The sequence below is a fragment of the Pseudomonas retamae genome (assembly GCF_043496865.1).
GTDB lineage: Bacteria > Pseudomonadota > Gammaproteobacteria > Pseudomonadales > Pseudomonadaceae > Aquipseudomonas > Aquipseudomonas retamae.
Genome location: NZ_JBIEIL010000017.1, coordinates 76118 through 96153, shown reverse-complemented (window position 1 = coordinate 96153; position 20036 = coordinate 76118). Strand labels below are relative to the sequence as shown.

21 protein-coding genes are annotated in these 20036 nt (G+C 61.1%); 9 read left to right on the top strand and 12 right to left on the bottom strand.

Annotated elements, in window-relative coordinates; translation table 11 throughout:
- The first annotated feature begins 125 nt into the window (after positions 1–125).
- A complete protein-coding gene (locus ACGSLL_RS26135; RefSeq protein ID WP_394508442.1) occupies positions 126–1865 on the top strand; it encodes a FimV/HubP family polar landmark protein in 1740 nt (579 codons plus the stop codon).
- A 121-nt stretch (positions 1866–1986) separates the two neighbouring features.
- Here the strand turns inward: ACGSLL_RS26135 and ACGSLL_RS26130 are convergent, their stop codons facing one another.
- Positions 1987–4176: a patatin-like phospholipase family protein gene (locus ACGSLL_RS26130; RefSeq protein ID WP_394508441.1), complete on the bottom strand. Its 2190-nt coding sequence runs from the start codon at positions 4174–4176 to the stop codon at positions 1987–1989.
- A gap of 71 nt (positions 4177–4247) precedes the next feature.
- Here ACGSLL_RS26130 and ACGSLL_RS26125 point away from each other — a divergent pair, with 71 nt between their 5' ends.
- The gene (locus ACGSLL_RS26125) at positions 4248–4535 is read left to right on the top strand and encodes an Rdx family protein (RefSeq protein ID WP_208938285.1); all 288 of its coding nucleotides are present in this window, start codon (positions 4248–4250) and stop codon (positions 4533–4535) included.
- Here the strand turns inward: ACGSLL_RS26125 and ACGSLL_RS26120 are convergent.
- Complete coding sequence (locus tag ACGSLL_RS26120) at positions 4529–5422, bottom strand: DMT family transporter (RefSeq protein WP_394508440.1); 894 nt, start codon at positions 5420–5422, stop codon at positions 4529–4531. The genes ACGSLL_RS26125 and ACGSLL_RS26120 overlap by 7 nt on opposite strands.
- A 195-nt stretch (positions 5423–5617) precedes the next feature.
- Positions 5618–6382 (bottom strand): AraC family transcriptional regulator, encoded by a 765-nt coding sequence (locus ACGSLL_RS26115; protein ID WP_394508439.1) that lies wholly within the window; start codon positions 6380–6382, stop codon positions 5618–5620.
- A 135-nt stretch (positions 6383–6517) separates the two neighbouring features.
- Here ACGSLL_RS26115 and ACGSLL_RS26110 point away from each other — a divergent pair, with 135 nt between their 5' ends.
- A complete protein-coding gene (locus ACGSLL_RS26110; RefSeq protein WP_093103584.1) occupies positions 6518–7333 on the top strand; it encodes a UDP-2,3-diacylglucosamine diphosphatase in 816 nt (271 codons plus the stop codon).
- Between the two features lie 122 nt (positions 7334–7455).
- On the opposite strand, the gene ACGSLL_RS26105 is transcribed toward ACGSLL_RS26110, so the two are convergent.
- Together ACGSLL_RS26105 and ACGSLL_RS26100 are read right to left on the bottom strand one after the other, a co-directional pair.
- Positions 7456–8046 carry an HD domain-containing protein gene (locus ACGSLL_RS26105; RefSeq protein WP_394508438.1) on the bottom strand — a complete coding sequence of 197 codons (591 nt, stop codon included), beginning with the start codon at positions 8044–8046 and terminating at the stop codon, positions 7456–7458.
- 14 nt (positions 8047–8060) lie between these two features.
- Positions 8061–8372 carry an Mpo1-like protein gene (locus ACGSLL_RS26100; RefSeq protein WP_208938280.1) on the bottom strand — a complete coding sequence of 104 codons (312 nt, stop codon included), beginning with the start codon at positions 8370–8372 and terminating at the stop codon, positions 8061–8063.
- A gap of 164 nt (positions 8373–8536) precedes the next feature.
- On the opposite strand from ACGSLL_RS26100, the gene ACGSLL_RS26095 reads away from it, so the two are divergent.
- On the top strand, positions 8537–9598 hold the full coding sequence (locus tag ACGSLL_RS26095) for an AraC family transcriptional regulator (protein ID WP_394508437.1): 1062 nt from the start codon (positions 8537–8539) through the stop codon (positions 9596–9598).
- Here the strand turns inward: ACGSLL_RS26095 and ACGSLL_RS26090 are convergent.
- The gene (locus tag ACGSLL_RS26090) at positions 9555–11009 is read right to left on the bottom strand and encodes a TrkH family potassium uptake protein (RefSeq protein ID WP_394508436.1); all 1455 of its coding nucleotides are present in this window, start codon (positions 11007–11009) and stop codon (positions 9555–9557) included. The two genes, ACGSLL_RS26095 and ACGSLL_RS26090, sit on opposite strands and share 44 nt — an antisense overlap.
- A gap of 121 nt (positions 11010–11130) precedes the next feature.
- Here ACGSLL_RS26090 and ACGSLL_RS26085 point away from each other — a divergent pair, with 121 nt between their 5' ends.
- Entirely contained in the window at positions 11131–11697 is a 567-nt protein-coding gene (locus tag ACGSLL_RS26085; RefSeq protein WP_394508435.1) for a nitroreductase family protein, read from the top strand.
- A gap of 235 nt (positions 11698–11932) precedes the next feature.
- On the opposite strand, the gene ACGSLL_RS26080 is transcribed toward ACGSLL_RS26085, so the two are convergent.
- The 6 genes from ACGSLL_RS26080 to ACGSLL_RS26055 all read right to left on the bottom strand — a co-directional run bounded on the left by ACGSLL_RS26080 (position 11933) and on the right by ACGSLL_RS26055 (position 16601).
- Positions 11933–13273 carry a sensor histidine kinase gene (locus tag ACGSLL_RS26080; RefSeq protein ID WP_394508434.1) on the bottom strand — a complete coding sequence of 447 codons (1341 nt, stop codon included), beginning with the start codon at positions 13271–13273 and terminating at the stop codon, positions 11933–11935.
- 178 nt (positions 13274–13451) lie between these two features.
- Entirely contained in the window at positions 13452–13904 is a 453-nt protein-coding gene (locus ACGSLL_RS26075) for a Spy/CpxP family protein refolding chaperone (RefSeq protein WP_394508433.1), read from the bottom strand.
- A gap of 594 nt (positions 13905–14498) precedes the next feature.
- Entirely contained in the window at positions 14499–15176 is a 678-nt protein-coding gene (locus ACGSLL_RS26070) for a response regulator transcription factor (protein WP_208938276.1), read from the bottom strand.
- Between the two features lie 7 nt (positions 15177–15183).
- Positions 15184–15594, bottom strand: a complete 411-nt coding sequence (locus ACGSLL_RS26065; RefSeq protein WP_394508432.1) for a translation initiation factor 2 — start codon at positions 15592–15594, stop codon at positions 15184–15186.
- 109 nt (positions 15595–15703) lie between these two features.
- Positions 15704–16003: a YciI family protein gene (locus ACGSLL_RS26060; protein WP_258450105.1), complete on the bottom strand. Its 300-nt coding sequence runs from the start codon at positions 16001–16003 to the stop codon at positions 15704–15706.
- A 1-nt stretch (position 16004) separates the two neighbouring features.
- Positions 16005–16601, bottom strand: a complete 597-nt coding sequence (locus ACGSLL_RS26055; protein WP_208938274.1) for a septation protein A — start codon at positions 16599–16601, stop codon at positions 16005–16007.
- An 87-nt stretch (positions 16602–16688) separates the two neighbouring features.
- On the opposite strand from ACGSLL_RS26055, the gene ACGSLL_RS26050 reads away from it, so the two are divergent.
- The 4 genes from ACGSLL_RS26050 to scpB all read left to right on the top strand — a co-directional run bounded on the left by ACGSLL_RS26050 (position 16689) and on the right by scpB (position 19979).
- Entirely contained in the window at positions 16689–17552 is an 864-nt protein-coding gene (locus ACGSLL_RS26050) for a PHP domain-containing protein (protein ID WP_394508431.1), read from the top strand.
- A gap of 13 nt (positions 17553–17565) precedes the next feature.
- A complete protein-coding gene (locus ACGSLL_RS26045) occupies positions 17566–18195 on the top strand; it encodes an L-threonylcarbamoyladenylate synthase (RefSeq protein ID WP_016771124.1) in 630 nt (209 codons plus the stop codon).
- Between the two features lie 123 nt (positions 18196–18318).
- The gene (locus ACGSLL_RS26040; protein ID WP_172828192.1) at positions 18319–19017 is read left to right on the top strand and encodes a segregation and condensation protein A; all 699 of its coding nucleotides are present in this window, start codon (positions 18319–18321) and stop codon (positions 19015–19017) included.
- Between the two features lie 11 nt (positions 19018–19028).
- Complete coding sequence (scpB, locus tag ACGSLL_RS26035) at positions 19029–19979, top strand: SMC-Scp complex subunit ScpB (protein ID WP_394508430.1); 951 nt, start codon at positions 19029–19031, stop codon at positions 19977–19979.
- The last annotated feature ends 57 nt before the right edge of the window (positions 19980–20036 follow it).

Here is a 20036-nt window from a genome sequence, read left to right as displayed (position 1 = left end):
CATATCCACGTGCCGATTCTTGGAGAGATCGCGCAGAGCCGACTATAAGAACTACTGGGCAATATCGTGTTCGTACCGGATGTGCGAACGCATAGAAGTCGGTTTTGCTTATTTAAGGGATGCTCATGCTCGCAAGTCGGCACGTGGTACTGCGCAGTGGCGCCAAATGGCTGCTGGCCGCTGGCGTAATCAGTTATTCGGCTTGGTCGATGGCCTTGGGGCTGGGTGACATCACCGTTCATTCAGCCCTCAATCAGCCGCTCAAGGCCGACATTGCCCTGGTGGACGTCGGCGGGCTGACGCAAAACGATCTGGCGGTGAGCCTGGCCACGGCAGACGAATTCGCTCAGGCCGGGGTCGAGCGGGTGTTTTTTCTCAATGACCTCAAGTTCATTCCGATCCTGCGTGGCCAGCGCCAGATGATCCGGGTGACGTCAAGCAAACCGGTCAACGAACCCTTTCTGAATTTCCTCGTACAGCTCAATCAGCCCAATGGGCGTTTGCTGCGTGAATACACGGTGTTGATCGATCCTCCGGGTACACCGGGTATCGTGCCGGCGACCGATGAGCCTGATCCACGCGCACAATCTTCGGCGTTTCCCACCGTGGAGCCCGTCACCCCGGCGCAGGCCGCTCAGGGCAAACGCGAGACGGCGCCTGCGGCAACGCCTGCAGCGGTCGATGACAGCAGAGAGCAATTGGCCGCCAGCGAGTTGCTGAACCAGCAGTTGCAGAAAACCGTCGACGAATTGAACGCGAAGGTGCAGGCGCAGGATGTACAGATTGCTGACGGCAAGAAGCAGATCACTGACCTGCAGACGCGCTTGGCCGAGCTGCAGAAAGCCCCGCCACCCACCGTTGTCGCGCCCACGCCCACGCCCGCACCAGCGGTCGCGCCGGTCGAGCCTGCCGAAGACGGTTTGAACTGGCCTTTGCTTGGCGCGCTGATGCTCCTGCTCGGTGCTTTGGCGGCGCTGTTCGTGCGCAAGCATCGTCAACGGAACCAACAGCCTCTGGCGCAGATGGCACCCCTTGCCGAGCCGCCAACCGACGCGATGGACACTGCCGAGCCTGGCGCCACTCAAGTCAGTGCCGACCATCGCGAAGAGCCGACAGCCGGGGATGTGCTGGAGGCGGTGGGAATCTATCTCGCTTATGGCCGGCTGAACGAAGCGGCGGGGCTCTTGCGTGACGCGTTGCACAAGGAGCCTGAGCGCCTTGACCTCGGCCTGCAATTGCTTGAGGTGCTCGGGCGTCAGGGCGACAGCGCCGCGTATGAGCAGGAGGAAAATCACCTGCGCGAACTTGGCGTCGACGAACAGCCGTTACGGGAAACGCGCGCGCGCCATCCGAAACTGGCCGGCAGCGCGGCGCTGGCGTCTGCAGTGCCGATTGTCGCGGCCGCGCCTGCGGTAGTTGCTCAACCACCGGCCGAGGACGACTTCGAACTGAAGCTGGGCGAATTGTCGATGGAGTCCAGCTGGGACCTCGAAGATACCCGTCAAGCCCCTTCAGCCGAAAACTCCGTCCTCGGCGCAGGGCTGGAAGTACTGCCTCAGGATTTCGAGCTGCCCGAACCGACGACCGGGGAAGAAGCGGAGCTTGAGTGGATTCCCGAACCGGATGCACAGCCGCTGGACGATGACTTTCTCAATGAGTTCGCTGATCCCAAGCCTTCGATAGTGCTTGAGCCGTTGGACCTGCAGGCACCTGAATCTGGCGGCTCACAGAAGCTTGAACAGGCGCAAACCTGCATCGACGACGGCAACATCGACAGTGCAATCGCACTGCTCAATGAATTGCTCCAAGAGGGCGATGAACCGCTGAAGCAAACGGCGCGCACGTTGTTGGCGGGGATTCGCTGATTTCGGCAGTTTTGTAGCGCATCCGATAACGCTTTCGCGAGCAGGCTCGCTCCCACAGGGAAACGCAATTCAATGTGGGAGCGAGCCTGCTCGCGAAGACTGACTGCCGGGCAACACCGGCCTAGAACGTCTGCCCCAGATTCAGATACACCGCCTGCTCATCCGCATCATTCAAGCCATAACTGAAATTCAGCGGCCCCAGCGGTGTGTCGAAACCGATGAACACGCTGGCGGCGTTGATGTAGCCGCTGTCGAATTCATTGTCGTTGTTCCATGCCCGGCCGCGTTCCAGCGAGGCGCCGGCATACAGCGGGAAGTCCAGCGGCAGATAGGCGCGTGGCGTCAGGCGGCGGTAGTACACCGCGCGCATCAGGCTGATGTTCTGCCCGGAAATCGCGTCTTCACGGAAGCCCGATAACTGCCGCGCACCGCCGAGAAGGAAGCTCGACGTCACCACATTCGCGTCGTTGAGCGTGCGCCCATAGCGCCCGCCGAGGATCAGCGTGTCCGGGCCATGACTCATGGCTTTGTCGATCTTGAAATCCCACTGCCGATAACGCGTATCCGAACCGAGCCCCGGCTCGTACTGCACCAGGGTCAGGCTGATGTCCTTGCCCTCGTGCGGGAAGTAAACGTTATCCAGCGAATCGTAGGAATACTTCAGTGCATAGAACCCTTCGTTGAAGTTTTCACTCGGCAGATCCTGATCGCCAATGCGCACGTCAGCCTTGCCCCAGGCTTCGCCGACGCCAAACCGCACTTCGCCGTTGTTGCCGATCTGGCGACCGAAGTTAAGGCCGAAACCGTAGCGCTCGACGCGATATTGCGCGATCGGGTCGTTATCCAGCACCGAATCGACGTTCTGCGCTTCGAACGACGCGTACGGCGCGACGAAGTAGCGCGAGCCAACGTCCAGCGGTTGATAGAACTCGCTGTACAGCTCCTGTTTATCGCCGATCTGCGCGCGGGTCAGCCATTCCGCGCCGAGGCGATTGATGCCATTGACGCGGTAGCTGGCGCCGAGGTTGAAGGCGCTGTCACCGCGCATGTCGTCCGACAGGTTGAGGCCGACGCGCAAGTAATCGGTGCCGCTGCGTTTGCCGCGAGCACTGATGACCAAGGTGTGATCGTTGCCCTTGTGCACCACGCGGTATTGCACCTGTTCAAAATAATCGAGGCCGTACAGCGTGCCCATGTCCGAGTGCAGACGGGCCAGATCGAGCGGCTCGCCGACGGGTTGGCGGATGTAATAGCGGATCACATCGTCGTCGACTTTCGAGTCGTTCTCGACACGGATCGCCGTGATGATTGGCGTGCGCTGCCCGGGTGAGCGCGCGGCGTTGAGTTCGGCGTCGTGGGATTGCGTGGGTTTGAGCACGGCGAGGCGCTTATCTAGGATGCGCGTCGCGCGATAACCGGCGTCGATCATCTCCTGGGTCTTGCCGAAATCGGTCACGCCGTACGCGGCCAGTGCCGGCTGGATCAGCACGTCGGTGGATTTCAGCGCAGCCAGTTGTTCTTCGGAGTTGCTGCGGGTCATCAGGGTGATCGACTGATTCAACACGTCGACCACCGTGGCCAGTTGCTTGCGATTGCGCAACGGCGTACCGATGTCGACCACGATGGCTACATCGACACCCATTTGCCGCGCCACATCGAGCGGAATGTTGTCGGTCATGCCACCATCCACCAGCAGCCGGCCGTCGAGTTCGACCGGGGCGAACACCGCCGGGATCGACATGCTGGCACGGATCACCTGGGGCAAGTGACCTTTGCGAAACACCACTTTTTCACCGTTGGCAATGTCGGTGGCGACGGCGCGGAAGGGGATTGGCAGCTTGTCGAAGTCGCGGGTATCGCTGGTATGCGCCAACAGGCTTTCCAGCAGCAGCGCCAGGTTCTGGCCCTGGATCACCCCCAGCGGCAAGCCGAGGCTGCCGTCGTCACGGAAGCTGAGTTTCTGTTTCACCAGAAAGTCGCGGTCGTCCTGTTTGCGCCGGAACGGCACGTCTTCGCGTGGTGGCGCGTCGGACAACGCCGCTTGCCAATCGATGCTCAGGGCGAGTTTTTCCAGCTCATCGACCTTGTAGCCTGACGCGTACAACCCGCCCACAACGGCGCCCATGCTGGTGCCGGCAATCGCGTCGATCTTGATGCCTTGTTCCTCCAACGCCTTGAGCACGCCGATGTGCGCCAGCCCGCGCGCTGCGCCGCCGGACAGCACCAGACCGATTTTCGGTCGCGGCGCTTCGCTGGCATCAACGAAAAATGGCAGGAAACCAAGCAGCAGGCAGAACAGCAGACGGCGCATTGTGAGTCTCGGGGCAAGCGATAAAGCCGGCTATTATAGCGGCGCCCTCTGTCTCAGGAGTTTCAGCGAACATGACTGTCGCAAAAGCAGAAGTTGTCATCACTTATTGCACGCAGTGCCAATGGCTGCTGCGCGCCGCGTGGCTGGCGCAGGAGCTGCTCAGCACCTTCGGCGACGACCTCGGCAAAGTGTCACTGGTGCCGGGCACCGGCGGAGTCTTCCACATCAGTTGCGATGGCGTGCAGATCTGGGAGCGCAAGGCTGACGGCGGTTTTCCCGAGGCCAAGGTGCTGAAACAAAGGGTTCGTGACCGAATCGACCCGGAGCGCGACCTCGGCCACAACGACCGCACTCAGTGAGACGCGGCCTCGGCGGCGACGGCTTTCTTCTCGGCATGCCCGGACATCCGCGCTGAGACGACGATGGCGACGATGATCAGCGCACCGCCCAGCAACATTCTCGGCGTCGGGTTTTCATCGAACAGCAGCCAGGCGATGGTGATGCCGTAGACCGGCTCCATGGCGAACACCACCGCCGCCGTGCGCGCCTTGATCACCGCCAGACTGGCGACGAACAGACTGTGCGCAACCCCGGTGCACAACACCCCGAGCAGGGCGATCCACAACCAGTCCAGCGCGCGCACTGCGCTCAGTTGCGGTGCCGCGACCGGCAGCAGACACAGGGCCACCACGACGTTTTGGCACAACGCCGCCTGCACCGCCGGAATTCGCCCGGAGCTGGCGCGGTTGGTCAGTGACAACAGCGAAAAGAGCAGACCCGACAGTACCGACCAGAGCAAGCCAATGGTCGCGCCACTGCCCAGATCGAACGCCGGAGTCACCAGAATCAGACCAACACTGACCAGCAGCACCAGCAGCATCTCGTTGGCGCGGATGCGTTCGCGAAAGATCAGCCCTTCGAGAATCACCGTGAAAGCCGGGAAACTGGCAAAACCCAAAGTCGCAATGGCCACGCCGGCGACTTTCACCGAGAGGAAAAAACTCACCCAGTGCCCGGCCAGCAATACGCCGCTGAGTGCAAGGCGACGCCAGTCCACGGCCTGGATTTTTTGCCAGCCGTGCTGACTGGCGAAGCGGGCAAAGAAGGTCAGGGCGAGCACGGCGAACGCGGCGCGCCCGAAGACGATCACCGCAGGCGAGGCGGCAGCGAGTTTGCCGAACACACCGGTCAGGCCAAACATCAGAGCGCCGATGTGCAGGGCGCCAAGGGCGGTACGCGGAGTCATTGCGATCCTTTTATTTCAAATAGATGGGGCTTTGATCGTTCCCACGCTCCGCGTGGGAATGCCTCCAGGGACGCTCTGCGTCCAGTGACGCGGAGCGTCACGGGCTGCGTTCCCACGCAGGAGCGTGGGAACGATCAATCATCTGCGGCAGCTACTGCATTGAACCGCGGATCGCCCGGCAAGTCTGTCGCCAGGCTAGCGACTTTTGTCGCAGGAATCGCGGCGCAACTGACGCGGAGACGCGCCGAACTCACGCAGCACCGCAGCAGAAAAGGCACTTTGCGAGGCATAGCCGACCCGGCTGGCAACTTCGCCAATCGGCAACGCCGTGTCGCGCAACAGTTGCACTGCCAGATGCAGGCGCCGACTGCGCATGTAGTCCATCGGCGTCTGCCCGCACTCAGCCATGAAGCGTGCATGCAGTCGTGCGCTGGACAAGCCCGCAACCCGGGCCAGATCGGCGACCTGCAGCGGATAAGCGGCGTATTGCTCGATGTGCGCATCCAGCGCGGCATAGGGCAGGCGGCGGGCAGCGAGTTCGGCAGGCCGCGCGTGGTTCAGGCTGGCCAGCAGCAACACCGCGCCTTGTTGCGCAATCAACGGATCGGCGACCGGGCTGTTTGCCAGCCAACTGACCAACTGGCTTTGCCCCGCATCCAGCGACAACCGCCCTGGCTGATCAAGCAAACGGCGACTGGCGTCGGCATGCTCACCGAGCGAATCCGTCAGCCACCCTCCGTCGGGGACGTCGAGCACCAGACAGCGGCTGCCGCCGGGGCTGCCACAGGCATGATGGGCGCCGGTCGGGATCACCACAAAACTTTGCTGGCGCACCTGGCTGCCGCAACCTTCAACCTCGAAATCCAGCGCACCGGACAGCCCGAATACCAATTGCGCATGGTCGTGGCTGTGCACGATCAGGTCGTGGGTGTAGTGACGCAGGGTGAGGATCGGTCGCATGGCAGGCAGTCTCCGCAGTGGTCGCCAGTCTACACCGGCGCCGCAAGGATGCGTTGTCACACGACTGACTTGCGCTTGTCATGGTCGGTTCACCGGGCCGGTGCACGATGGCGAAAACATCGCAGAGGGTTGTCCATGACCAGCGCCGAGCTCGCCAGACCCAGCCGCAAGCAACGGGTGCGAACCCTGTGGATTTCCGACGTGCATCTGGGCACGCGCGATTGCCAGGCGGAACACTTGTCGAAGTTCCTTAAGGGTTATCACGCCGACAAGATCTATCTGGTCGGCGACATCATCGACGGCTGGAAACTGCGCGGCGGCATGTACTGGCCGCAGGCGCATACCAACGTAATCCGCCGCTTGCTGACGATGAGCAAGCGCGGCACTGAAGTCATCTACGTCACGGGCAACCACGACGAATTCCTGCGCCGCTATTCGAAACTGATTCTGGGCAATATCCAGTTGGTCGACGAGGCGGTGCACGTCACCGCCGACGGTCGTCATCTGCTGGTGATTCATGGCGATCAGTTCGACGTGATCACCCGTTACCACCGCTGGCTGGCGTTCCTCGGCGACTCGGCCTACGAATTCACCCTGACCCTCAATCGCTGGCTCAACCACTGGCGGGCGCGTTATGGCTACGGTTACTGGTCGCTGTCGGCGTACCTGAAACACAAGGTCAAGACCGCGGTAAGTTTCATCAGCGACTTCGAAGAAGCGATCGCCCACGAATGCGTGAAGCGCGAGTTGCATGGCGTGGTCTGCGGGCACATCCACCATGCCGAGATTCGGAAGGTGGGCGAGGTGGATTACCTCAACTGCGGCGACTGGGTGGAATCGTGCACCGCGTTGATCGAGCATTGGGATGGCACGATCGAGTTGTACCGGCTGGCGGATGCGCAGGCGCGCGAGGCGCAGCTCAAGGCGGCAAAGGTCACCGAACTCGCCTGAGCAACAGAGAACCCTTGTGGGAGCGAGCCTGCTCGCGAACGCGCAGTGTCAGACGAAACTGATATATCTGATACACCGAATTCGCGAGCAGGCTCGCTCCCACATTTTGATCGGCGGTATGTTCAGGCTGGGCTGTGTTGCTCCATTGCGGCTTTGTAGATCGAGTTCTTCGGCTGCGCAAACAGCCGCTCCATCATCGGCTCGAAGAAGCTCAACGGCAGCGTGTCATACGCCGGATCAAATGCCGCCGCATCGTATTTGGCGCAAAACTCGGCGGTCGCCTGGAACTGCGGGTGCTCTCTGAACTGCTCACGCAGATGCCGATCCATGCCCAAGTGGTGAAAGAAGTAATACCCCTGAAACACCCCATGCTTCTCGACCATCCACAGATTTTCGGCGCTGACGAACGGCTTGAGAATCGCTGCAGCAATGTCCGGGTGATTGTACGAGCCGAGGGTGTCGCCGATGTCGTGCAGCAGCGCGCAAACCACATACTCCTCGTCGCGGCCATCACGAAACGCACGGGTCGCGGTTTGCAGCGAGTGGGTCAGACGATCTACCGGAAAACCGCCGAAATCGCCTTCAAGCAGCTTCAAGTGAGTGATGATCCGCGCCGGCAGTTGTTTGGCGTAAGCACTGAAATCAGCGGCGATGATCGCCCAGTCTTCCTCGGTGCCGTCCTTCATGTGGGTAAAGCGGGCATTGGCATTCATGGGCAGACCCTCCTTCAAAACGCTACGCGACCCAGAATCATGTCGCGGTACATGACGAAGTCACCGAGCAGGCTGTACAGCGGATGCTGGAAAGTCGCCGGTCGGTTCTTTTCAAAGAAGAAATGCCCGACCCAGGCGAAGCTGTAACCGGCCAGCGGCAGGGCCAGCAACAGCAGCCATGCGCCTTTGGCGATGCTCAGGGCGAGAATGAAGATCACCAGCGAAGTGCCGATGAAATGCAGGCGCCGGCAAGTGCTGTTGCTGTGTTCGGCGAGGTAATACGGGTAGAACTCGGCGAAACTGTTGAATTGCTTTACGTTTTCCACGACTGCGGTCTCTGTGGTTATTGTTCTGGCGACGAGTTGTGCGGCGGGTAGCGTATTTAAGTCTAGAGTGATCATGGGGGTGGGCCAGTGACAATCGGCGCCACTTTAGTATCCTTCGCAAATCGGGCCGTAACATGCGGCCCATCATGTATAAGAAAAACGCCATGAGCGAACGAACGACTTCTGCAAGCTGGGCGATGGGGATTGTCAAAGCGCTGGAGATGGACGGCCTGGATTGCCGGGTTCTGTTCAAGCAACTGGGGCTCGATTACGCAGCGCTGGATGACCCGGATGCGCGTTTTACGCAAGACTCCATGACCCGGCTCTGGCAACGCGCGGTCGATTTGTCCGGCAACCCGGCGATCGGCCTGAACATGGGCAAGGTGGTGCGACCGGCCTCGTTTCATGTTGCCGGTTATGCGCTGATGTCGAGCAATACCCTGGCCGAAGGTTTTCAACGGCTGGTGCGTTATCAGCGCATCATCGCCGAAAGTGCCGACCTGAGTTTTCGTCTGCTCGATGAAGGTTACGGACTGATTCTGACCGTGCACGGCGATCATCTGCCGCCGACCCGGCAAAGCGCCGAAGCTTCGCTGGCCTGTGCACTGGCCCTGTGCGGCTGGCTGAGCGGGCGCCCGCTGCATCCGGTCAAAGTGTTGGTGCAGGGCGACCAGCCCGCCGATCTTGAACCGTATAAACAAGCCTTCCACGCGCCGCTGGTGTTCAACGCGCCGTACGACGCGCTGATCTTCAAGCGCGCCGACATGGAGGCGCCGCTGCCCACCGCCAACGAAGCGATGGCGCTGTTGCATGATCGTTTTGCCGGAGAATATCTGGCGCGGTTTTCCGAGAGCCGCGTGACGCACAAGGCGCGTCAGGTGCTGTGCCGCTTGCTGCCGCAGGGCGAGCCCAAGCGCGACGCCGTGGCGCAGACCCTGCACTTGTCGCAACGCACCTTGCAGCGCCGCTTGCAGGAGGAGGGCACCAGTTTTCAGCAGTTGCTTGATGACACTCGCCGCGAACTCGCCGAACAGTATCTGGCGCAACCAAGCATGACCTTGCTGGAAATCGCCTACCTGTTGGGCTTCGCTGACCCGAGCAACTTTTTCCGCGCCTTTCGCCGCTGGTTCGACACCACGCCCGGCGACTACCGGGCGCGGTTGCTGCAGGCGCCGAACGCGGTCAGTGACGCCAGAACGCCGGAATACACAGTACAAACACCGTAATGATCTCCAGTCGGCCGAGCAGCATGCCGAACGACAGAATCCACTTGGCCGCATCCGGCAGGGTGGCGAAGTTGCCGGCCGGGCCGATGGTTTCGCCCAGGCCCGGGCCGACCCCGGACACGGTACTGGCGGCGCCGGTCAGCGCGGTCATCCAGTCGACGCCGAGCAGCGACAGCAACAGGGCGATCACGCAAATGGTGATGGCGAAGAAGAACGAAAAAGTCAGAATCGAGCGCACGATTTCTTCGTCGAGGCGGTGGCCGTTGTACTTCTGCTTGATCACCGCTCGTGGGTGGATCAGCTGATTGAGGTTGGCCTTGAGCAGGATATAGGCGACCTGAAAGCGGAAAATCTTGATCCCGCCCGCCGTCGAGCCGGAACAGCCGCCGATAAAACCCAGATAGAAAAACAGCATCAGCGAAAAGTTGCCCCACAGGCTGTAGTCGCCCAGGGCGAAACCAGTGGTCGTGACCACCGAGGTCACGTTCAGCGCCACATGCCGCAGGGCTTCGAGCCAGTGCAGTTTGGTCGTCCACCAGTACCAGGTGCCGAGCACCAGCCAGGTTATCAGCAACATCGCCAGCAATCCCTGCACCTGCTGATCGCGGATCAGCGCTTTGCGATTGCCGCGCAACGTCGCCACGTACAGAGTGAACGGCAGGCTGCCAAGAATCATCACGACGACCGCTACCCAATGCACCGCCGGTTGCGTCCATTTCGCCAGCGACTGGTCGGAGGTGGAAAATCCGCCAGTGGAAATCGCCGACATTGCGTGGTTGATCGCATCGAACGGGCTCATTCCCGCCCACCAGAACGCCAGGCTGCCGAGAATGGTGATGCCGACGTAAGCCGCCACGATCAGCCGTGCCACCATGTGCGAGCGCGGCATGACTTTCTCTGAGCGGTCCGAGGACTCGGTCTGGAACAGGCGCATGCCGCCGATACGCAGTAGCGGCAGAATCGCCACCGCCATGCCAATAAAGCCGATGCCGCCGATCCAGTGCAACAGCGAGCGCCACATCAGAATGCCCGGCGACATGGTGTCCAGGCCGTTGAGCACAGTAGAACCGGTGGCGGTGATGCCCGACATGCTCTCGAAAAACGAGTCGGTATAGCTGATGTGCTGGGTCAGCAGAAACGGCAGTGCAGCAAAAATACACACCACCAGCCAACTGCTGACGGTCAGCAGATACATGTCGCGTGGGCGCAAGTGGATGTGTTCCGGCCTTCCGGGAATCACCAGCGCGAGGCCGGCGACGAAGGTGATCATGCTCGCCCAGAGGAACGACGGCAGGTCGCTGGTGCGTTCGAAAATCACCAGTGTGGCCATCGGCACGACCATGGCGACAGCCAGGGTGATCAGAAAGATGCCGATGATGAAACCAATGATCCGTAAGGTCGGCAGCGCCATGAAGTCCGCTCGGGCTGATGGGGGAAGGGCGCCATTCTACCCGCGGGGCAGGGCATGTAAACCGGCAGGCGCTGCACAGTTAAAGCTAGAATAGCCGCACATTTTTCAAAGGAGGTGGCCGATGCAGGCTCTCGACGCGTTGCTCAACCGTGTTTCCGTTCCCCGACTGGTCGAACCGGCCCCCACTGCCGAGCAGCGCGAAGCCCTGTTTGGCGCCGCCTTGCGCGCGCCGGATCACGGACATCTGCAGCCGTATCGCTTTTTGACCGTCGAAGGCGCGGCGCGTGAGCAGATGGGCGAGTTGCTGGCCGAAGCTGCGCAAATGCAGGCCGGCGAAGTCACCGAAGCGATGATCGACAAGGCCCGCAACGGCCCGCTGCGTGCGCCGCTGGTGGTGGTGGTGATTGCGAAATTGCAGGAACACGTCAAATACCCGAAGGCCGAGCAATTGCTTGCGGCTGGCTGCGCTGCACACGGGATTTTGCTGGCGGCGTATGCGCAGGGGATTGGTGCGGTGTGGCGGACTGGGGATCTGGCGTATTCCAGTCATGTGGCAAAAGGCTTGGGGTTGGCAGAAGGCGAAGAAGTCATCGCATTCTTGTACCTTGGCACGCCGCAGAAAGAACCGCGTGTGGCGGAGAAGGTTGATCTGAGCGAGTTCGTCAGTGCCTGGCCTGGTAAAGCCTGAAGATCAAGAGCACCCTCACCCTAGCCCTCTCCCGGAGGGAGAGGGGACTGATTGGGGGATGCTGTAGAGGTTCGCCGGCCTGAGTGATTTTCGCTGAATCCTGAATCGATTCAGACGCAGGATGTGTTGTTTTTGCGAATCCAGAATCGACTCGGTCATTCAGGTCGACGTGGAGCCCGAGACACCTCGGTCGGCCCCCTCTCGCTCCGGGAGAGGGCTGGGGTGAGGGTGGCTCTTATGGCTGCACCACCGCACCCGGAACAAGCGGCAATTCCAGACTCGCCACAAACCCACCCTGCGGATGATTGGCCAGCGCCAGCGTGCCGCCATGCCGCTCCGCCGCCCGCTTGGCAATCGCCAGGCCCAGGCCATGCCCCGCCGCCGTCTGCCCCGGCGCCCGGTAAAACGGCTCGCCCAACTGACTCAGATGCTCAGCCTGCACCCCCGGCCCATGGTCGCGCACGCTGATGACAATCCGCTCGCCCTGACGCGAAGCCTGCAATTGAATCGGCTGCTCCGGCGGATTGAAGCGTTGAGCATTGCGCAGCAGGTTGTCGACCGCACGCTCGATCATCGTCGGCCAGCCTTTGAGGTTCAGTTGCGGCTCAGCCTCCAGGCGCACGGTCTGCTCGGGTGAACCTAGTTGTGCATCCTTCTGCAAGGCGCCGAGCAGCGCATTCAGGTCCACCTCTTCCGCACTGGCGTTGTCGGCATCGACCCGCGCCAGCACCAGAATTTCACTGATCAACGCTTCCAGCCGATCACATTCGCGGGTCAGCCTTGGCCAGAGCTTTTCCCTTTCTTCCGGGTTCGCCCGTTCGGCCAGCGCCAAGGCAATGCGCAGCCGCGCCAGCGGTGAACGCAGTTCGTGGGAGACGTCGCGCAGCAACTGCCGTTGACTGCCAATCAGGCTCTGCAAACGCGCGCCCATGCGGTTGAAGTCGGTAGCGAGGACGCCGAATTCATCGCGGCGGTTGGCCAGTTTGGCCAGGCTGTTTTGTTGATAGGTGGCTTGCCCCAGATCATGCACCGCACCGCGCAAACGGCTGAGCGGGCGGGTGATCGAGAAGGTCACCAGCAGACTGAACAGCGTCAGCACCACCAGTGCAATGCCCAGCGCACTCAGCGGCCAGAGCAGGCTTTCGCGATGCCAGGCGTCGAGTTCCGGGTGCGGGATGCGGTAGATGAACAGGTAGGTGTCACCGGTTTTTTCACTGGTGATCTCATCGGTCAGACGCCGCCACGGCAAGCGGCGGTCGTCGTTGTTCTGCCGCGCTTCGAACGCGGCGGCGCGGCGCGGGAAAGTGCCGCGTACTACCGGGTCTCCGGTTTCATTGAGCACTTGAACGTCGATGTGATACTGGCGCTTGCGCTGTTCGAGGATGTCCTGCGCGGCTTCCTCGCCCTGGGCTTCGTAGGTTTGCGTCCATTCACTGGCCAGGGTATTGAGGCCGGGATGGCGGCTGAGAATCCATGCGTCCTGGTTGAGCATGTGCCCGAGCAGAATCGACAGCCCCGCGACCAGAGCAATCGCCAGCCAGAAGCTCGCGAGAATACGCCAGAACAGTGAACGCACAGAAACTCCTCAAAACAAACACACCGATCAAATGTGGGAGCGAGCCTGCTCGCGAAGGCGCAGTGTCAGTCAATATATCTCTGGCTGATACAGCGCCTTCGCGAGCAGGCTCGCTCCCACATTCGATTTGAATGGAACAGGCCCGACGGGGTCAGCCGTCGGGCCCAGGGTCAAACCATTATTGCGCTTTTTGCGCCTGCTGCGCTTTCCACGCTTTGAACTCGGCCCACTCGGCACGGCGTTCAGCGCGCTTTTTCTGGATCTCATCGAACTGCTTCTGCTGCTCCGGTTTCAGCAGGGCGCGAACATCCGACTCGGCTTTCTTGTGGTTGGCCGCAATCTCGTCCTTCATGGCTTTCTGATCCGCCGGCGAGAGTTTTGCCAGGTACTTGTCGACCACTTGCTTACGCTCGTGCATCTGCTCGCCCATGATCTTGCGGATCTGCTCGCGCTGCTCGCGGGACAGATCGAGCTGGCTGTACGGGCCCTTGCCGTGCATGCCACCGTGCATCTGACCACCGTGGCGCGGACCGTCGAGCGGGCCACCCATCGGGCCGCCATCCTGCGGCATGGCCATGGCCACGGTTGGCAGAGCGGCAGCGAACATCAGAGCGATAAGAGTCTTGCGCATGGTGTATCTCCTTGTCTCGTTCCCGGTACGTTCCGGATGAGTGCAGATTACGCAGATCAAGGTCAGCGGCGGTCAGGGCAGCGTAAAGCTTGGGTAAAGACGCTTTGTCATCGAGCTGACATACCCCGGGCGCTTGAAGATCAAAAGCAACGTCAAAAGCGCCCTCACCCTAGCCCTCTCCCGGAGGGAGAGGGGACTGACCGCGGTGACTTGGAGAGATACGCCAACTTGGGATACCGAGTCGTACGCAAACTTCAAAGCCAACGCAGATGGGCTCCCTCTCCAGGGGGAGAGGGCTGGGGTGAGGGGAAAATCCACCACAAATCTCAAGCCAACCGCTCCGCTCTTCACCACTCAACAATGAGCGTTAGCTCGAGTGCCCTTGATCTTGATCTTGCCTAACCAGCGACATCGGAGCGAAGGAACCCGAGCCTGCGAGGGCCGTACGTAGGAGCAAAGCCTTTTGGTTCCTTTTTGGCGTTTGAAAAAGGGACTCGCTGTAAGAGCGAAACCATAAGGAGCCGTTACCGCAGCAACGGATATGCACTCAAAACGCACCATAGCCAGCTACCCGCACAGGCAAACTGCGCCGACTCAAAGGCTGTAGTAATAACCCCGACTACGCAGAGCAACGATCCGCGGCCGGCCGTCCGGGTGAGGGCCGATCTTCTTGCGCAAGTTGCTGACATGCATGTCGAGGCTACGGTCATACAGAGTCAGCTTGCGGCCAAGGGCGATCTGCGCCAGTTCCTGCTTGTCCAGCGGCTCGCCAGGCTGCTTGAGCAAGGCTTCGAGCAAACGGCTTTCAGAGACGGTGAGCGTCTGCTCTTTTTCATCGATGCTGACCACACCGCGCACCGGGCTGAAACTCAAATCACCCAGCTCAAGCTGCGTCGACACCGCCGCCGGGTGGCTACGGCGCAACACGGCGCGCAGGCGTGCAGTGAGTTCGCGCGGATCGCAAGGCTTAGCCAGATAATCGTCGGCGCCCAGTTCCAGACCGAGGATGCGGTCCAGCGGCTCGCCGCGGGCCGAGAGCATCAGCACCGGCAGATCGGCGTGATCGTTGCGCAATTGCTTGAGCAGTTCCAGACCGCTGCCGTCGGGCAGCATCACGTCCAGCACCACTGCCGCCGGGGCGGTTTCGGCCAGGGCCTTGCGGGCACTCTGGCCATCGTGGCAGGCGCGCACCTGGAAGCCTTCCTGGCTCAACCAGCTACTCAGGAGTTCGCACAACTCCTGGTCATCATCAATCAATAACAGCTCGCTCATGACTCACTCAATTTAGCCATTGCCGACGTTTTCGGCTTGCTCCACTGGCAAAGATACCGCAGAGCAGCGCCAATAGCGCTACCCCCGCGCCCGTGACGAACCACTGTTGCTGATCGGTCAGCAAACGCGGCAGCGGACTGGCCTGCGCTTCCTTGAGTTGCAGCTTCAGGCGCTGGTTCTCCTGGCGCAACCGGGCAAGCTGGGCGCTTTCACGGGTGTTGTCGGCATTTTGCAGTTGTTTGCTCAGTTCTTCTCGTTGTTGCTCGCTGGCCTTGAGGCGCTGCTGCAACTCGGTGATCTGGCTGCCGGCACTCAGCGACAATGGCGTGGAACTGCCGCCATCAGTGATTTCCTCACCATGGGCGGGCGCCATGATCGACAACGTGACCCACATCAGACACAACGGACCCTTGCGCATCGCGACACCTGTTTGCAATGGATATTGGGCAGGTTGTCGGCAGGCAAACGAGAATAATGAGCGATTGAGAACGCGATGAACCGACAAGGTTCATCGCGTGGGGGCAGGCTTAAGGCAGGACTTGCTTGAACGGCTTGACCACGACATTGGCATAAACGCCAGCGGCGATGTACGGATCGGCGTCCGCCCAGGCCTGTGCGGCGCTCAGCGAATCGAATTCGGCGACGATCAGGCTGCCGGTGAAACCCGCAGCGCCAGGATCATTGCTGTCGACCGCCGGGTGTGGGCCGGCGAGCACGATGCGGCCTTCGCCCTTGAGCGCTTGCAGGCGTTCCAGATGCGCCGGGCGCGCGGACAGGCGAGCTTCGAGCGAGTTGGCGACGTCGGTGGCAATGATGGCGTAGAGCATGTCAGTCCTCGGTTTTTGGTGTTGTGGTATCGGCGTCGTGCAGGTGACGTGACAGATAGATGCCTTGAGCGACCAGGAACAGCACGGTCATGCCCAGGCTGCCGAACACCTTGAAGTCGACCCAGATGCTCTGGAAGGTGAAGGCGACGAACAGGTTGGCGGCGCCGCAGAACAGGAAGAACCCGATCCAGGCGATGTTCAGGCGCGTCCACACCGGATCCGGCAGGGTCAGCGCGTGGCCCATGATGCGTTTGATCAGCAGGCGGTCACCGATGAAGTGGCTGCCGATGAAGGCCGCGGCGAACAGCCAGTTGACCACCGGCGCCTTCCATTTCAGGAAAGTTTCGCTGTGGAAGGCCAGGGTCAGGCTGCCGAACACCAGGCAGGCGATCAGGGTCAGCCATTGGCTCTTTTCCAGCTTGCGCTGCTTGATGAACAGCGCACCGTAGACCACCAGGGAGCTGATGATCAGCATCGCCGTGGCGCTGTAAATTCCGCCTACGGTCACTTGCTGGCCGGCGATATCGACGACCCGGGGATCAAGTTTGTAAACGATGAAAAACAGCAGAAGCGGGATGAAATCGATGAATTGTTTCACAGTGAGAGCCAGAAGCTGGATGTGGCGGCATAATAACAAACATATGGGCGCGCGATAGCGCCAGCTGATTTGAGGTTACAACTCCCCGTGAATGTTGATTTGCACTGCCACAGCACGGCCTCCGACGGCGCCCTGGCGCCTGCGGTTCTGGTTGCGCGTGCGTTTGAAAACGGCGTGCAAGTCCTGGCGTTGACTGACCATGACACCCTTGAGGGCCTCGCTGAAGCGCGCACGGCCGCTACTGAACTGGGTATGCAACTGATCAACGGCGTCGAGTTGTCCTGCACCTGGGGCGGGGCGACCATTCACGTGCTGGGCTACGGTTTCGACGTCAACGCCGCGCCGTTGGTCGAAGCGATCGCCAGATTGCACGATGGACGCTGGCTGCGGTCGGAAGAAATAAGCCGCAAACTTGCCCTCAAAGGCATGCCCGGTGCCCTCGACGGCGCCCGGCAGATCCAGCAGGAACTGGGCGACAGCGGCAACGCGCCGGCCCGTCCGCATTTCGCCGACTGGATGGTGCGTGAAGGTTTTGTAAAGGATCGCGCCGAGGCATTTCGCAAATGGCTTGGCGCCGGAAAGCTGGGTGACGTCAAGTTGCACTGGCCGACACTGGAAGATACCGTCGGCACGCTGCGCGCCGCCGGTGCCTGGGTCAGTCTGGCGCATCCGTGGCATTACGATTTCACCCGCAGCAAGCGCCGCAAGCTGATTGCCGACTATATTCAAGCGGGCGGGCATGCCATTGAAGTGGTCAATGGCTATCAGCCTGCGGAACAGGTGGGCAGCCTGGCGATCCTTGCCCGTGAGTTCGGTCTGCTGGTCAGCGCCGGCAGTGACTTCCATGGCCCTGGCGGCTGGTCCGAGATCGGCCAGTACCGGCCGGTTCCCGAGGACCTTCCACCCCTGTGGTGTCGGTTCAAACATGACCCAGTTATTGCCGCCGTCTGAACAGGTAGAGAATGTGAGTCAATTTTTCCAGATACATCCGGAAAACCCGCAAGCGCGCCTGATCAAACAGGCGGTCGAGATCATCCGCAAGGGCGGGGTGGTGATTTATCCCACGGACTCCTCCTACGCGATCGGTTGCCAGATCGGCGACAAGACCGCTATCGAGCGCGTGCGCCGTTTGCGTCAGCTCGACGAGAAGCACAACTTCGCGCTGATCTGCAGCGACCTCTCGCAACTGGGCAACTACGCCAAGATCGATACCGGCACCTTCCGTATTCTCAAGGCGCATCTGCCGGGCCCGTACACCTTTATTCTCAATGCCACCCGCGAAGTGCCGCGCCTGCTGCTGCATCCGAAGAAGCGCACCATCGGCCTGCGCGTGCCGAGCCATCCGATCGCGCTGGCGCTACTGGCCGAACTGGGCGAGCCGCTGATGAGCGTGACGCTGATCATGCCCGGCGATGAAGACCCGCTCAGTGATCCGTACGAAATGCGCCAGTTGCTCGAACATCAGGTCGATCTGATCATTGATGGTGGTTTTGGCGGCATCAAGGCGTCCACGGTGATTGACCTGACCGGCGACGACCCGGAAGTGGTCCGCGTCGGTTGCGGCGATCCGACGCCGTTCATGGTCGAGGCCTGAATGTCCGCAGTGGAAACCGTCGTCGATCCCCAGGCCGGCGCCCAGCAGGAACTGCCGTTTGCCATGGTCTATGGCCAGGCGGTCATGGAAATGCCGCTGGATCTGTACATTCCACCGGATGCGCTGGAAGTCTTCCTCGAAGCCTTCGAAGGCCCGCTCGACCTGCTGCTGTACCTGATCCGCAAACAGAACATCAACATCCTCGACATTCCAGTGGCGGAAATCACCCGCCAGTACATGGGCTATGTCGAGTTGATGCAATCAGTGCGGCTGGAGCTGGCCGCCGAGTACCTGGTGATGGCGGCGATGCTCGCCGAGATCAAATCGCGCATGCTCCTGCCGCGCGCCGAAACCGTCGAAGACGAAGAGGACGACCCGCGCGCCGAACTGATCCGGCGCTTGCAGGAGTACGAACGTTTCAAGGCCGCTGCTGAAGGCATCGATGGCCTGAGCCGGGTCGGTCGCGACGTGATCGTGCCCAAGCTCGATGCCCCGGAAGCCCGTGCGCGCAAGCTGTTGCCGGACGTGGCGCTGGAAGAGATTTTGATGTGTATGGCCGAAGTGTTGCGCCGTGGCGACATGTTTGAAAGTCACCAGGTCAGCCGCGAAGCGCTGTCCACCCGCGAGCGCATGAGCGATGTGCTGGAGCGGCTCAAGGGCGGCGGTTTCGTGCCGTTTGTCGAGCTGTTTACCGCCGAAGAAGGTCGCCTCGGTGTGGTGGTGACCTTTATGGCGATCCTTGAACTGGTCAAGGAATCCTTGGTCGAGCTGGTGCAGAATGAGCCGTTCGCCGCGATCCACGTGCGAGCCCGAGCCGAATAACGAGTCTTTGTATGAACCTGACTGAACCCCGCGAGCTGGCGCCCCTGCTTGAAGCCTTTCTGTTGGCCTCGGGAAAACCGCAATCGCTTGAGCGCCTGTATGAACTGTTCGAGGAAGGCGAGCGGCCGGAGCCGGCAGTCTTCAAGAAAGCCCTGAGCCTGCTGGGCAAGTCCTGCGAGGGCCGCGCCTTCGAACTCAAGGAAGTCTCATCGGGTTACCGCTTGCAGATCCGCGAAAAATTCTCGCCGTGGGTGGGCCGACTCTGGGAAGAGCGCCCGCAACGTTATTCTCGCGCCTTGCTCGAAACCATCGCACTGATTGCCTATCGCCAGCCGATTACCCGTGGCGAGATCGAAGACGTGCGTGGCGTAGCGGTCAACAGCAACATCACCAAAACCCTGCTTGAGCGTGAGTGGATCCGCGTCGTCGGCTACCGCGACGTACCGGGCAAACCGGCGATGTTCGCCACCACCAAGGCGTTTCTCGATCACTTCAACCTGAAAAACCTCGAAGACCTGCCGCCGCTGGCCGAACTGCGCGAGATGGAAGCCGAACCGGTGCTTGATTTCGACGACGCGCCGGTGCCGCAGAGTCTGCAGGAACTGGCCGACGCCAGCGCCGAGCCGGAAGAAGAAAAAGAGGAAACCAGTTTCCACAGCCTGCTGCTGGAGCTGGACAGCATGGAGGAGGGGATCAAGACCGACTTCGATGATTTGCTGCGCGATGCCGTGGATGGCGAAGCATCGGTCAGCGAGCCAGCGCCGACCCCCGACGTTGAACTCGAAGCCGAGCCTGAAGCCGAAGCTGAAGACGACGTTCTGGGTGTCGCCGAGGCCCGTGAGAAACTCCTGGCCGCCGTTGCTGCCCTCGAACAGCCGGAACCGGAACTCAGCGAAGAAGAAGCCGAAGCCCGCGCGTTGGCCGAAGCCATCGAAGCCGAACGGCGCGAGTTCGAAGACTGACGCCTATTGAGAAACCAGTGAGACCCTGGTGGTCGCGAGCGTGCTCGCTATGGCGGT